Raw genomic sequence first — 14,570 nt, forward strand, 5'->3', positions numbered from 1 at the left:
ATCGATATGGAATCGCTCGGCCGGGTACGCAATGAAGCCTCTATTACCGACGAGGACATTACTCTGAATGTCGACGGTTTGGATCTGTACTACGGCGACAAACAAGCGTTGTTTGACGTCAATATGGAGATTCCTCGTCAAAAGGTTACGGCGTTTATCGGCCCCAGCGGTTGCGGTAAGTCGACCCTTCTGCGCTGCTTCAATCGCATGAATGACCTGGTCGATACTTGCCGGGTTGAGGGTGCCATTCGCCTGGACGGCAATGACATCTACGACCGAAGTGTCGATGTGGCAACGCTGCGTCGCCGCGTGGGAATGGTATTTCAAAAGCCGAATCCCTTTCCTAAGTCGATCTATGAGAATGTCGCTTACGGGCTGCGTATCCAGGGTGTGAATAAAAAGCGGGTGCTGGATGAAGTGGTTGAGCGCTCGTTGCGCGGTGCCGCCCTATGGGACGAAGTGAAAGACCGTCTGCACGATAACGCGCTAGGCATGTCTGGCGGCCAGCAGCAGCGTTTGGTCATTGCGCGCACCATTGCGGTTGAGCCGGAAGTCCTGCTGCTGGATGAGCCAGCATCGGCGCTGGATCCCATATCAACGCTCAAGATCGAAGAACTGATCAATGAGCTAAAAGACAAGTACACGATTGTCATCGTTACGCATAATATGCAGCAGGCAGCGCGAGTCTCTGACTACACTGCATTTATGTATATGGGCAAACTGATCGAGTTTGATAATACGGATACCTTGTTTACCAATCCGACCAATAAACAAACTGAAGATTACATAACAGGTCGTTACGGCTAAGGCTAGGCCATTAGCCCGGCGCCAATAGGATGCGGGAATGAAAGATAAAGACTTACACGCTCACCATATCTCTCAGCAGTTCAACTCTGAGCTGGACGATATTAAAACCCGTATGCTGGAAATGGGTGGGGTCGTCGAGAAACAAGTTGCCGATGCGACCACCGCGTTTATGAGTCAGGACAGTGGTCTGGCTGATGAAGTGAAGCGTGGCGACCGTATCGTCAATGCGCTGGAGGTGTCCATCGACGAGGAGTGCACCATTATCCTGGCGCGCCGCCAGCCCGCGGCGACCGACCTCCGCCTGGTGTTGTCGATTAGCCGAATCATCAGTGATCTGGAACGTATGGGCGATGAGGCCACAAAAGTTGCCGAAGCCGCAATTAAGCTGGGTGAACTGGGTGGCCTGCCGCGCAGCGTGTTAGAGATTCGCCACATTGGTGACCATGTCTTGAGCATGGTGCGCAACGCGTTGGACGCGTTTGCCCGTGTAGACAGTGATATGGCTCTGGATGTGGCGGAAGAAGATCACTCCGTCGATATGGAATACGGCACCGCTATGCGCAGCTTGGTGACCTATATGATGGAAGATCCGCGCACCATTTCTTCGGTGCTGCAAGTACTGTGGGCACTGCGTTCCCTGGAGCGTATTGGCGACCACGCGCGCAACATTGCCGAGCACGTTATTTATTTGGCCAAGGGTGCGGATGTTCGCCACGTGAATATCGATGAGATGAGTGCGGCTGTCCAAGAGAAAAAATAAGGCGTGACGCCAGTAATCGAAAGCCGCCCCAGCTTGGCTGAGGGCGGCTTTTTTGTGGCTCTTTTTTATTTCGGCCCTAGTGGAATCCCCAATCCGACCCAGGCCGCCAGTAACAAGGACCAGCTCACGATAAAGCACAGGGAGTAGGGCAGCATCAACGCTAACAGCGTGCCCATACCGGCTTTGCTATCGTGGCGCTGCATAAAGGCCACCACAACGCCAAAATATGGCATTAACGGCGTGATGATGTTGGTGCTGGAGTCACCAATTCGGTAAGCCATTTGCACGGCCTCGGGCGCCACATCGAGCATCGCCAACATGGGGACGAATATCGGCGCCATCAATGCCCATTTTGCCGACGCGCTGCCGATCAATAGGTTGATGGCTGCGCTGCACAGCACAAAGCTAATCAGCAGGCTGGTAGTGGAAAGCTCGAGTCCGGCAAGCCATTGTGCGCCTTTAATTGCCGTTAACGCGCCAATGCCCGTCCAGGAAAAATAATTGACAAACTGGGCGGCAAAGAACATTAGCACCAGATAGCCGGCCAGGGTGCTCATGCCCGACTCCATGGCGTCTACCCAGTCTTTGCTGCGCGTAAAGCGGCCACTGCTGTAGCCGAAAATAATCCCGGCGAGTGCGCCATATGCAGCAATAAACACCACAATTCCCTGCAGCAGAGGCAGGGCTGCCATACCGCTGGGGTCAGGGTTGCGCAATGGACCCTGTGGGTGGACGACCGCGGCGATGAGCACCGCGACATAAAGTACGCTAAAAAGCAGCACGCGGCGCAGCGCTTTTGTCTCGCTGGCCGAGGCTTCCGGGGGCGCGCTTGTGCTCTCTGTCTGCCCAGGGCGCTGCAGTCGAGGCTCTACCAAGGTTTCCGTCACCCACGCGCCAACGAGGGTAATAAGCAGGGTAGAAAAGGCGATGAAGTAATAATTTGCGCTGACGCTCACCGAGGCCTGCGGGTCAATCAGCTGTAGTGACTCGGTGGAGATCCCCGCCAAAATTGCATCGACCGGGCCGAGGAGAATGTTTGCGCTAAACCCGCCAGATACCCCGGCGAAGGCGGCGGCAATGCCCGCTAGCGGCGAGCGTCCGGCGGCGCGAAAAACGATCGCCGCCAATGGGATTAAAACAACATAGCCTGAGTCAAAACCAATACTGGATAATACACCGGTGAATACAATCACCGCACTCAATGCCTTTGGTGGCGCCCGTCGTGCGAATTGTGTCAACACATGGCCGAGCAAGCCGGAGTGTTCCGCGACGGCAATACCCATAATCGCGACGATCACAGAGCCGACAGGTGCGAAGCTCACAAAGTTACCCACCGCATTGTGTAGCATCCACAGCAGTCCGTCGCGGGACAGCAACGAGCGCGTGTAAAGCCATTCGCCACTGCTGGGGTTCTGAACATTAGCGCCTGTTGCCGTGAGCCATGCCGACAGCAAAACGACGATTGCGCAGAAGTAAATGAACAGCACGACCGGGTGTGGCAGGCGATTGCCGGTGCGTTCTATTCGGTCCAGCCAACGCTGGCTCAATGGTACGTCTTGCTGAACCTTTGACATGTTTCCCGCTTGGTTTGTGTTGGCAAAAGGAGTGGCTGTGTAAAATGCATGCTCCGCGAACGGACGATAGCCAGCCGCTATCACGCTGTATCAAAGTGTGCCAGATGGCGTGGCAGATAAAAACCGATGGCAAGAGGATAGCTGAGTGACGGAAACAGGTAGTGCACCGAGGTCTGACTGGCGGGCGATGATTTCGCTTTACGCCGCCATGATGGCGGTGGGGATGGGCCAGAGCGTGGTGTTTGCGGTGCTGCCAATGTTGGGGCGCGAACTGGCCCTGCATGAAATGCTCTGGCAACTCCCCTTTACCGAACTAACGATTGCGCCCAAGGAAATGGCAATCACCTCGCTGTCGGCGCTTACCGCGCTCGTTTTTTTCATGACCTCACCCTACTGGGGAAGAAAGAGCGATGTATGGGGGCGAAAGCCGATCATTATTATCGGTCTGTTCGGCTACACCATTGGTACCATGCTGTTCAACGCGGTCGCGTGGATGGGACTTGTTAGCATACTCGGTGGCGGCCTCCTTTACGTGTTGCTGATGTTCAGCCGCGGCATTCACGCCGCTTTGATGTCGGCGACCCACCCGGCATCGGCTGCCTATATGGTTGATGTCACCGATATTTCCCGGCGCGCGCAGGGGATGGCGAAATTGCAGGCCTTCAATCAACTGGGGGTAATGCTGGGGCCCGCGCTGGCGTGGTTTGTCGCCTTCAGTTATTTAACGCCGCTATATTTACAAGCCGCGCTGGCTGCATTGGTTGCGATTTTGGTCTGGCGTTATTTGCCCGCCATTCCCGCGCATAGCAGCGGCGTTAAGCGGCCGAAGCGAATGGCGTATTTCGACCCCAGGTACCGTCTGTTTATCTTCATCGGTTTTGCGCTTTACAGCCTGCTGGGCATGGTTCAGCAGACGCTGGGGTTTTATTTTCAGGATTTACTGTCACTCGACGGTGTGGCGGCGGCACAGTGGTTTTCCGCTGCGATGATCGTGTCATCAGGTGCCATGCTGTTCGCGCAATTTGTGGTGGTGCAGCGCTACAACGGGTCGCCAATGAACCTGTTGTTTATGGGGCTGCCGTTCAGTTGCGCCGGGTATTTGCTATTAGCATTGTCAGACACGTTGCCGATGTTGTTGTCGGCGATGGGCTTGTTCGGTTTTGGTATGGGTTTGACCGGCCCAGCCTACGGTGCCAGTGCCAGCTTGGTTGTCGAGCCCCATGAGCAGGGCGGTTTGGCTGGACTGCTTGGCTCGGTGGCGGGACTTGGGTTTGTCGCCGGGCCGCTCGTGGGGGGCTTTTTATACCGAATCGCGCCGAGCTACCCGTACTTTTGCGCGGCCGCCGTGATGGCGTTGATCATTGTGGTAATGGTGTCACGTCGCCGCCAGATCGCCAAAGGTTGATCAAAAACTACGCGCGCGACGGCAGCGTTGATGAGACGCCGCTCAGCGGAGAATTGAACAGCCTTATCCACAAGCTTATTCACTGTATCTGGGGAAAACTTGTTGTGGATAAGCGGTGATCCTAGCGCAGTCATGTGACAGTGCTGTGACGCTGACGCTTTTCTTTCACGGCGTGTCGCCAGCTTCGTATTTTGCTTGCCAGCAGTCTGTTATTCAGCGTCGCTTAGGCCACTAACCCGCGTTTGCCGCGCGACTTTTACTCAAAATGTTGTAAGCTGTAGGGTATTGATAAATGTGAAGTGACTCACAACAATAAATGAGAATGCGGCAATGAAGAAACTGCGAGCCCCTGCTTTTATTCCACTGCTACTAGCGGTCGCTGTCAGCCCCGATGCGACAGCCATGGGTTTAGGTCGTGCGGAGCTGGATTCGGTGTTAGGCAAGCCATTGGCCGCACGTGTCGTCATCAGTGGTGCCGAGGGCTTGGATCCCGAACAAATTCTGATTGATGTGAAGCCTGTGTGGGATGCGCAAAGCGATAGTGCGATGGGCGGGCTCGATACCCGAACCCTGACGGTGCGCAGCGAATTAAGTCCCTCTGGCAGTGGCGTAATTTATTTACGTAGCACCACGCCGATCGTTGAACCCTTTTTGAACTTCGTTTTATCGGTGCGCTGGCCGACAGGTACGATAGAGCGTGAATACACATTGCTACTCGACCTGCCTGCGCAGGCACCGGAGCAGGCAAGTGTGGTTCAAGCGGGCGCAGCGAGCACCCGGCTGGCATCGGGTAAACCAGCACAGGGTAATCGCCCAGCGAAACCGTCGCCGCGGCGGCCTATTAACGCCGATGTATCGGCGTATACAACGGTGCGCGGAGATAGCCTTTGGCGAGTGGCGTCGCGCATTCGGCGTGCCCGAGGTGGTGAACAGCTGCCCCTGATGGAGGCGGTCTATCGCCTAAACCCCCACGCCTTTGTGCGCGGCGAAAAAGACATGTTAAAGGAGTCTGTCTCGCTAAATGTTGAGGCGGCAGCACTTGCCGATGTGTTGCTACCCGGTGGCGGCCCAGGTGGTTCCGGCAAACAATCATCGCTTGCGCCGAAAAGCACGGTAAGTAATGAAGCAGAAACGGTGCCAGAAGCATCGACAGAAAGCACCGTTGTAGGCTCCAACGGCGCCCAGTCGATGACCGAAGAGCAGCGCTTGACGGCTTCGTTGGCAGCGGTGACCGAGGAAGTGTCAGCCGTACGCGCAAATATCGAGGCAATGAATAGCCGCTTGCAGGCGCTACAGACGCGCCTGCTCACTTTGCAGGATGAATATACTGCGCTGAAGGGCCAGACCGCAGCGATCCAAGCCGGTGAAAGCGCGCCGGTGCCGGAGGTGAGTGTCGCGCAGCCTTTGGCTGAGGCATCTCAGGCAGAGGAGCAAGCCGTATCAAGCACATTTGTACGTGGTGCTGATGTGGCGTCGGCTTCGCCATCTGAGGTGATTCAAGCTGGCGTTACGGCGACTGACACGGCGCCCATTGGCGAAACCACCGGGGCGCTGCCTGAAAATGCTGAGTGGCGCGGCAGTCCTTGGGCGTTATTGCTGCTGGGTGTTGCAGCGGTGGGCGGGCTATTGTTTTATCGGCGCCGTAAAGCCGCCGCAAAACGCCGCTTGCAAGCGTATCACTATGCAGGCGCAGCCAAGGCTGCTCCCAAGGCGTCGGCCACACATTTTGAAGACGTTTTCGCAGAATTGGGTGATGTCTCTCAAGAACAGTCTGGCAGCGTAGATATTGCCGCGGTGACTGCTCGTGTGGTTGAGGAGGATAACTCGCCGCAGGCGGCCGCAGCGGCGTGCATTGAGTTGGGGGATTACCGCGGTGCTCAGCAGATCGTTGAGCAGGCCCTGCGTGAGGACGAGTCTCTGGCCTTACAAATGCTACTGCTCGATCTATACGCGCGTCAGGGGCAGGCCACGGACTTTGAGGCACTGGCCTTGCAGATGGAGTTTGCCGGCGTAGAGGAAGAATCCCTAAGAGAGATCGATCTCCTGCGGCGTGAGCTCAATGACGCGCAGCAACACCGCACTCAGCAGCAAGGGCAGTAGTCGACCCACCCGTGTATGAACTCGTGTATGAGCACAGTGATTTTTTTGTGCTCAATAAAACTGCCGGTGCTAATTTGCACCGCAACCATCACCATGAAAGCCTGTTAGACCGCCTCAGCACTGAGCGAGGGGAAACCGGCTTGCACCTTGTCCATCGCCTTGACGATGCGACCTCGGGTTTACTCCTTATCGCCCGCAATGCTGAGGCTGCAGCCGAGCTGGGGCGCAGCTTTAGTGAACGGCTTATCGACAAGTTTTATATCGCCATTGCACTCGGCAAGCCTCGAAAAAAACAGGGTGCAGTGGTGGGGGATATCATTAAAGCCCGCGGGGGAAGTTACCGGCTTAGCCGCAGTTGCAATAATCCCTCGCGGACCCGCTTTATCAGCACCAGTATTGCGCCGGGCAAGCGCTGCTATCTACTGAAACCTGCCACCGGTAAAACGCATCAATTGCGCGTGGTGATGGCCAGCCTGGGTGTGCCGATTCTCGGCGATGAGCGGTATGGTAAGTCGCCGGCGGATCGCTGTTACCTGCATGCCTGGGGGCTGCGTTTTGACTACCTAGGCGTGCCAATGTCATTCACTTGTGAGCCAAGCAGTGGTGAGGCCTTTGGCGATAGAGCTGTTGAGGCGGCGCTGGTAGAATGGTCGCCACCTTGGCAGCTCCCCTGGGGAGCTTAATACACCGACTTTGAGACCTACCTGTTCATGACTGACCCGCAAGAAAGTGACGAGCTGCTGACTAAGCTTAATCGCGAGACCGCCAAGATACCCTGGGAGGAATTGCAACGTTTCTACGCTCAGGGCGCCGTACTGGAGGTTTCACCCAAGCTCGATCTTGTTGCCGTGGCCGCAGGCATGGCAAACGACGATACCCAGACCATTAGCCCCTTGCTCACCTCCGGTCAGCTTCGCCGTGTCGACACCGAGTCGGCGCAGAAGTGGACGCAAGAGCAGGCATCGTTATGGGCCGTGGTGGTTGCGCCTTGGGTGCTGGTGCAGACCCATCGCGATCTAGATTAAGGCGATAAGCCCAGTGGACTCTCAGGCTTTTATCGACGACTTGCGCAAGCGTTTGCGTGCGTTCTTCACTGAACAGGCACAGGGCTGGGATGTGCCACCTGCGACCCTGTACCGTTTGGAAGGCGCGATGGCCTCAGCGGTTCAATTGGGGCTAGTGTCCGAGGCGGAACTGCGTGGCTATTTGCTCCATCTTGCTAAAGAATTCCTGGACGAAAATTTGCAGGACATTTACCGAAATGACCGGCAACTGCTGTTGCATCTACACATGCACGAGGCCCCGGTTTATCCCAGTGGCGGTAGCCAATAGTGCAGGCCGACACCTTTTCTCAGTGGTGCACGTCGCGGCGCGCGAGCAATGTCCGCCGCGGTCACCGCCAGCTTATTGTATTAAGCGGTGAACAGCGTTGGGCAGAGGCATTATTATCCGCAGCGATCAACGGCGGCGATGGCGTCTTACTTGTTGCACACGATGCGCTGGCGGGGTTTCAGCCGAGCGGTAAAGCCGCCAGCTTAGGCATCGAAAGTGATTGGGTCATTATCGATGGCCATCGCTACAGTTCGGTTAATCACTGGTTGGCAGCAGCCGGCACATTGCGAGGCGGCGGCTCCCTGGTGTTACTAACGCCGCCTTTAGCGGATTGGCCCCAGGCCTACGCCCTGGCAATGCGGGAGGCGGGTTTCGCGGTTGAGCACTCGGCCTTCATTTCCAGGCTCACGACGTTGCTTCCCCTGCAGCCCGCAGTCTGCTTGATCCAGCAAGGCAGCGTGTCTGCCCAGGTGAGCCACTCGACGTCACTCAACGGCGACAAGGCGCAGGCCTGGCAAGCCGAGGTACCCAGTGCAGATCAATTATCCACCGTTACTGCCATTGTTCGCGCGGCGCGAGGTCGGTCGGGGCGCCCCCTTGTTATTCGCGCCGACCGTGGTCGGGGGAAAACATCGGCGCTCGGCATAGCCGCTGCAGAACTGCTGCGCAGCGGAAGCCAAAAAGTGGTGATATCCGCAGCCAGAGTCGACATGGTTGAGATCGCCTTTCGCCGCGCGATGGAGGTGCTGCCGGGCGCGGTGCGCGATGGTGATAAGCTGGTGTGGCAGGGCGCGGCGCTGGAATATCTCACGCCGGCTGACTTGCTGTCTGCCAGTGCCTGCGACGACTTTCAAGCCGAGCTGGTGATGGTTGACGAGGCGGCTCACTTGCCGCTGCCAGTCTTGGAAACGCTGCTAGGGCGCTTACCGAGGCTGGTATTTTCCACAACCGTGTCAGGATACGAAGGCACAGGAAGAGGGTTCGATATTCGTTTCCGGCGCTGTCTAGACCAGTTACGGCCGCAGTGGCGCCGACAGTTCTTAGCGACGCCGCTGCGCTGGGCTGACGACGACCCCCTTGAGACCACGTTAAACGCCATTTTTTTGCTGGGCACTGCCGACGCCGCACCCGGCACTGTTAAAGGAGGCTTGCGCGTCGATAGCGTCAGTGCGGCGACACTGGTGAACGATGACTTTGCGTTGGCGCAGGTGTTTCAGTTACTGATGGAAGCGCATTACCAAACGACGCCGCAGGATCTTCAATACTTGCTCGACCTTCCTTCTCAGCTGATGATCGCGCGTATCGGTACAACGATCGTTGGGGTTTGTCAGGCGCTTCCGGAAGGGGGGCTGGCCGATGAACAATGTGAACGGGTTAGCCGCGGCCAGCGGCGCATAAAGGGCCACTTGCTGGCTCAGGCCCTGGCACAGCGGAGCGGGCAGACACAGTGGTTGGCGGCGCCGAGCTTGCGTATCAATCGTATCGCGGTGAGCGAAGGGCAGCGACGAAGGGGGATTGCTAGCGCATTGCTCCGGGAGCTTCTGCACAATGCTCGCGGGAGCGGCTGCGCGTTCCTGAGTAGCAGCTTCTCTTGCGAGCCGGAATTATTGGCATTTTGGCGGCGGCAGGGTTTTGCTGCTGTCCATCTGGCCAGTCGGCGAGACACCAGTAGCGGCAGCTATTCACTGATGGTGGTTCGTCCCCTCGGTGATAACTTGCCCCACCTTGATGCCCAGCGTGAGGTGCTTTGCGATGAGTTGCTGAGCTGTACAGAGCTACTGCGCCGGGACATGCCGGCGCCAGCGCTGGCCGCTTTACTGGCGGCGCTGCCGGTGCAGGAGACTGAATACGACAGACAGCAACAACAGCGCTATGTGGCGGGTGAGCTGCCCTTTGAACAGGCGGCAGTGCATTTAAAGCGCGCCTGTATTGGCGCTACGCCATCGCCGTCCGCGTTGGTTGTAGAACGCTTGTACCAAAGCCGCGATTGGCCTGCTTTGGCAGCCGCGTACCGCCTAACAGGGCGAGCGGATTGCGAGCGACAACTAAAACAGTATTTTGCCGGTGTTGACACTGGCGATGATCAACAGGAGTAATCATGGCGAGTATTTTCAGCAAAATTATTGCAGGTGAATTGCCCGGACATTTTGTTTGGCAGGACGATGACTGTGTGGCGATTATGACTATTCAGCCGATTAAGCCGGGCCATATTTTGGTCATTCCCAAAGAGGAAATTGATCACTGGGACGATTTGCCTGAGGCGCTCAGTGCTCACTTACTGGCGGTGTCCAGAAAGCTGGCGAAGGCCCAGAAGCGGGTGTATCAATGCCGTCGCGTGAGCTTGCAGATCGTCGGGCTGGAGGTGCCACATACCCACCTGCATCTCGTGCCAATTGACGAGATGCGTGACATCGACTTTGCCGGGGCTGAAATGGCCGACGCTGCGTCGTTGGCGGCTGAGGCAGAAAAAATACGTGAAGCACTCGCGGCAGGTTAAGGCACCTCTGATTAATTCGGTAATGGCTCAGCGGAGCCTCTCGCGTGCACTGGCGAGGCGCAGCGCGAAGGTCAAGGGTGGTTCTCCTTGACGAGTGTTGCAACGACGGCCAGGGGGCGCGAGAGACCCGCCCTTCGGGGTTTTGCCTTATTTCGCCTGGCGGCGTTGCGCTCATTTGAAAGGCAACCAGCCTTACTGCCTGAGCGCGCCTTGCCAAACGAAATAAGGCAAAGCCTGAGTTATCACCGAATTAATCAGAGGTGCCTTAAGATTGCGCGAGCGCTTCCTGCCCGGGGTGGATCACGCGTACCACTTGCTCTTCAGTGTCGTGCTGAATTTCGCCGCGTAGCCAGGCGCCGCCGTCGGGTTCGTGGAGAATGCTACCGACGCCACCCGGGGTGCGTATTCGCGCTGAGCTCGGGCCGGACTGAAAGCAGCTTTCGTCAGGCGACGACATCTCGTCCAGCGCCCGTTTGCAGCCCAGCGCGTCGAAGCTAAAGGTAACGTCGCGTTCGCTGGCTTCTCCCCAGCGAGGTGAAAGTGCTTGGTCAAGCTCGAGCAGCCTGTGCAAGCGCGCCTTGATCGGCAGTGTGGTACTGGCGCCGGCGTAATCACTCACATAGTGGTTCATTACCCTTTGCACGCACTGATACAGGCGCTGCGGATCGCGCAGGCACTCGGTGAAGATGGCGTTGCGTGACTCGTAAACCGTAAGGGCATCGTCAACATCGACGCTAGGCAAAGCGTCCTGAAATTCCCGGCACACCGCCAGTAGTAGCTCGCGCATCAGTGTTGCGGTCGTAATACCCTCTTGCTGGGCGATGTAGCGAATGCTGTAGGGCAGAATATGGCCGTGAGCAAATAACATATGCGCGGTAATTAATAGGTAGCCCTGCAGGCCCTGTTCACGGCTAAAGCTGTGACAGGCGACCACGTATTCGCCCTTCGCCTTGCCGTAGCCGGCCACCGGAATGGTTTCGATCTGATATTCCTGGCGTTTTTCGTAAAACTCCGTGCCTGGCAGCAGGGTGTAGGCAAAAATATTGAGGTTGGGGAAAACCTGCAGCAGTTCATCGAGGTTGCGCTCAAAATCCGGGAGATTATCGCCGGGTAGGCCCCAAATGAGCTCGGCGGCAATAGGCACCCCTTTACTGGCCATATCTTTGGCAATGGGCTCGTACTTATTGGCGGCCATGTTTTTGCGATTGCTAAGCTCAAGGGCCTTTGGCGTTAGGGTTTGTAGGGCGAGTTGATAGTGCGGCAGTAGCCCGTGCTGGTTAAGCAGCAAGACAATTTCCTGCACCCGCGGGCTGTGTTTCTTTGACCACGAGGTGGCGAAGCTGCTGGGTAGGCCGGTGGTGTTTTTCAGTTCGCAAATGAGTTTGGCTTTGTCTAAGTCTTCTCTCAATGCACCAAAATTGGAATCCGCAAGCCAGATATCCTTGATGCCAGCGGCAACAATTTTGCGCCAGTCCCGCTCAATCCTCTCCATGGAAAACTGGTACATTTTCGAACCGATAGCGCCGGTGCCCCATTCGCAAAACGCGCATTTAAAGGGGCAGCCACGGCTGCTTTCATAGGAAACTGAATCGTAGAGCGGCTTACCCGCATCATCACACAGCGGCACAACATCGAGGGCCGAGGGGAGGGCGTCGAGATCCTGGAGACGCTTGCGCTCGGCAGTTTTTACCAGTTCGCCATCGCGCAAATACGCGAGGCCATCCACGTCTTGCCACTGCTCTCGGCTTTCGCAGTCCAGCCACTGGGCGAAGGTGATTTCTGCCTCGCCCAGAGCAATAACATCAATCGGGTCGTCGTACAGATAATCCTCAGCTTGTTGAACGTGGGGCCCGCCGGCAATGCAAAGGACTTGCGGGCAGTCAGACTTGATTAGCGCGATCAACTCGAGAAATTCCGCTGCATTCCAGGTGTACATACTGAAGCCCACCACCGGTACACCGCCACGTGCGATGCAGGCGATGAATTCCTCTCTAAGCTCGGGCCATGTGGCTTTCCAGGCGTCAGCCGCGTCGCTGTCGCGAAAATGTATCAAGCGTATGTCGTTGCCGGCTGGGTTATTGCCGTAATGCTGGTAGTACGCTTTCAAGCCGCCCGTTGTGGTGGGAACAGCCCAAAAGCCGTCCGAGTCCATGCTGAATAAACAAACGGGGCGAGGGGAGTGCGCTGAGCTCATGTGGGTGGAATGCCTTGTTGTGATTATGGCGCTATTGTCGCATCTTGCGCCGCCATTTGCTCATGAGTAAGCCGAGGGTTAACTAAGCCGTTCGGGTGAGGTTGATCCACCTATTATGCGGCAAGATCGCCGCTGAATAAAAAAAACTTCGGAGAGTCAGATGGTTGAAGTACACGTAGAGCGCGATTTAGATTTCCCCGCCGCAACGGTTTGGGCCTTATTGGAAGATTTTGGCGACATTAACTGGGCGCCGGGTATCGACAAGATTGAGGTAATCGGTGAGGGCATTGGCATGATTCGCCGTTTGCACCTGGCGGGCATGGAGCCGATTGATGAGCAGCTCGAAAGTATGGACGCCAGTACCATGAGTTTTGGCTATACGATCCCTCGCGGTATTCCCATGCCGGTAACCGATTATTCGGCCAATGCCAAGGTGACGGCCATTGATGACGGCCGTTGCCATGTAGACTGGTACGGCCGCGCAACACCACAGGGCGCATCAGACGAAGAGGCGGCCGCGATGATTCGCGGTGCCTATGAAATGCTCTTGCAATGGGTGGACGAGCACCTGAAATCGCGCGCTTAATGCGCTTTTTTGCAGTAGCGCTGTATCAAGCTGGGCATTGTGGCAATGCCCAGTAAGTGGCGGCGCACCAGCTCCATACCCAGTGCCGACACCCACATTTGAAAGGCCTCTCGGTCAAAAGGCAGCACCAAACATTCCGCTTTTAGGTGGTCTTCGCTGCCCCAGGCTATCCATACGGTGCCGACCGGCTTGTCTTCAGAGCCACCATCGGGCCCGGCAATGCCTGTGACGGCCAAGGCCACATCGGCGTGGCCAACGCGTAGGGCGCCCTGCGCCATGGCCAGGGCAACGTCTCTGCTTACTGCGCCATGCTGTTGCAGCAGCGCCTCACTCACACCCAACTGGCTGCTTTTCATCGCATTTGAATAACTGACGATGCCACCGGGAAAGACTTTCGATGCGCCAGCGATGCTGGTGATTTGGGAGGCGATCAGGCCGCCAGTGCAGGACTCTGCCGTGCACAGGGTTTGGCTTCGCTTGCTGAGTTCGTCGACCAATACTGAGGGCAAACTGAGCGGCAGTTCGCCGAGTAAATGTTCGCCGAGCAGGGTTTCAACGGGCGTGCGCCACTCGGCCAAGGTGGTGTTTGCATGTTCACCGCGTGCGGTTAACTTTACTTCCAGCACTGGCATTGAGGCGCGAAAACCCAGTTCGATATTGTCGGGCCAATTGGGTAACTCGCGGTCAATCAGCTCCTGTATGCCGGACTCACCTAAGCCAAAAACGCCAAGACGAAGGGTGTGAATATGGTCCGACTCGAAACGCTGCTGGAGCAGGGGAAGGAGTTCGTCGGTCAGCATCTGACGCAATTCGCTGGGTACCCCCGGCGTCGCCAATACCAGGCAGTTACGATACATAAGCCGTATTCCCACGGCGCTGCCTCGGGCGTTAGCGATAATATCGCAGCCCTCGGGGAGAATGGCTTGCTTGCGGTTAGAGGCGTTCATGCTGAAACCGCGTTGCTTGCACCAATGTGATAAGTGCGCCAATGCCTCGGGGTGTTCGGTAAGCGGCCGGTCGCAGAGCTGGGCCAGCACTGCGGCGGTTAAGTCGTCGACGGTGGGGCCGAGACCGCCATTAATAATCAGTACATCGCCCTCTTCACACAACTGATCAATTTCCTTTTGCAGTAGTGCGCTGTCGTCGCCTACCGTGACCTTTTTATGTATTCTCCAACCTTGTGGCGCCAGTTGCTGGGCAACCATCGCGGAGTTTGAATCAATAATATCGCCGGCCATAAGTTCATTGCCGGTTAACAGTAAATTCAGCTTCATAGTGTTCCGGTTTTTCAAGTTTACTGGCGATTATCACCTAA

At 56.7% G+C, this 14,570-nt stretch carries 13 protein-coding genes; 10 read left to right on the forward strand and 3 right to left on the reverse strand.

Translation table 11 applies throughout. The annotated features are described in order from the left end of the window. Nucleotides 1–6 precede the first annotated feature (6 nt). Together pstB and phoU are read left to right on the forward strand one after the other, a co-directional pair. Complete coding sequence (gene pstB, locus AC2Q8J_RS01010; protein ID WP_286696193.1) at nt 7–807, forward strand: phosphate ABC transporter ATP-binding protein PstB; 801 nt, start codon at nt 7–9, stop codon at nt 805–807. A 37-nt stretch (nt 808–844) separates the two neighbouring features. Continuing rightward, on the forward strand, nt 845–1,567 hold the full coding sequence (gene phoU, locus AC2Q8J_RS01015; protein WP_027873868.1) for a phosphate signaling complex protein PhoU: 723 nt from the start codon (nt 845–847) through the stop codon (nt 1,565–1,567). 65 nt (nt 1,568–1,632) lie between these two features. Here phoU and AC2Q8J_RS01020 read toward each other — a convergent pair whose 3' ends face one another. Next, entirely contained in the window at nt 1,633–3,141 is a 1,509-nt protein-coding gene (locus AC2Q8J_RS01020; protein WP_486451921.1) for an AbgT family transporter, read from the reverse strand. A 145-nt stretch (nt 3,142–3,286) separates the two neighbouring features. On the opposite strand from AC2Q8J_RS01020, the gene AC2Q8J_RS01025 reads away from it, so the two are divergent. The 7 genes from AC2Q8J_RS01025 (at nt 3,287) to AC2Q8J_RS01055 (ending at nt 10,475) form a co-directional block, all read left to right on the forward strand. Continuing rightward, complete coding sequence (locus tag AC2Q8J_RS01025) at nt 3,287–4,546, forward strand: MFS transporter (RefSeq protein ID WP_486451922.1); 1,260 nt, start codon at nt 3,287–3,289, stop codon at nt 4,544–4,546. A 330-nt stretch (nt 4,547–4,876) separates the two neighbouring features. After that, a complete protein-coding gene (locus AC2Q8J_RS01030; protein ID WP_486451923.1) occupies nt 4,877–6,646 on the forward strand; it encodes a type IV pilus assembly protein FimV in 1,770 nt (589 codons plus the stop codon). An 11-nt stretch (nt 6,647–6,657) separates the two neighbouring features. Next, complete coding sequence (locus AC2Q8J_RS01035; protein ID WP_486451924.1) at nt 6,658–7,329, forward strand: TIGR01621 family pseudouridine synthase; 672 nt, start codon at nt 6,658–6,660, stop codon at nt 7,327–7,329. 27 nt (nt 7,330–7,356) lie between these two features. Next, on the forward strand, nt 7,357–7,671 hold the full coding sequence (locus tag AC2Q8J_RS01040) for a DUF2288 domain-containing protein (RefSeq protein WP_486451925.1): 315 nt from the start codon (nt 7,357–7,359) through the stop codon (nt 7,669–7,671). A gap of 13 nt (nt 7,672–7,684) precedes the next feature. Continuing rightward, entirely contained in the window at nt 7,685–7,978 is a 294-nt protein-coding gene (locus AC2Q8J_RS01045) for a hypothetical protein (RefSeq protein WP_486451926.1), read from the forward strand. After that, nucleotides 7,978–10,074 (forward strand): GNAT family N-acetyltransferase, encoded by a 2,097-nt coding sequence (locus tag AC2Q8J_RS01050; RefSeq protein ID WP_486451927.1) that lies wholly within the window; start codon nt 7,978–7,980, stop codon nt 10,072–10,074. Before AC2Q8J_RS01045 ends, AC2Q8J_RS01050 begins: the two co-directional genes overlap by 1 nt. 2 nt (nt 10,075–10,076) lie before the next feature. Continuing rightward, nucleotides 10,077–10,475, forward strand: coding sequence for an HIT family protein (locus tag AC2Q8J_RS01055; protein WP_286695689.1), 399 nt, complete (start codon nt 10,077–10,079; stop codon nt 10,473–10,475). A gap of 265 nt (nt 10,476–10,740) precedes the next feature. On the opposite strand, the gene AC2Q8J_RS01060 is transcribed toward AC2Q8J_RS01055, so the two are convergent. Next, nucleotides 10,741–12,669, reverse strand: a complete 1,929-nt coding sequence (locus AC2Q8J_RS01060; RefSeq protein WP_486451928.1) for a B12-binding domain-containing radical SAM protein — start codon at nt 12,667–12,669, stop codon at nt 10,741–10,743. A gap of 160 nt (nt 12,670–12,829) precedes the next feature. Between AC2Q8J_RS01060 and AC2Q8J_RS01065 the strand changes: the two genes are divergently transcribed. Continuing rightward, a complete protein-coding gene (locus tag AC2Q8J_RS01065; protein ID WP_204996385.1) occupies nt 12,830–13,255 on the forward strand; it encodes an SRPBCC family protein in 426 nt (141 codons plus the stop codon). On the opposite strand, the gene AC2Q8J_RS01070 is transcribed toward AC2Q8J_RS01065, so the two are convergent. Further along, nucleotides 13,252–14,529, reverse strand: a complete 1,278-nt coding sequence (locus tag AC2Q8J_RS01070; RefSeq protein WP_486451929.1) for a CinA family nicotinamide mononucleotide deamidase-related protein — start codon at nt 14,527–14,529, stop codon at nt 13,252–13,254. The genes AC2Q8J_RS01065 and AC2Q8J_RS01070 overlap by 4 nt on opposite strands. Between the last annotated feature and the right edge of the window lie 41 nt (nt 14,530–14,570).

The organism is Spongiibacter sp. C9W (assembly GCF_057370015.1).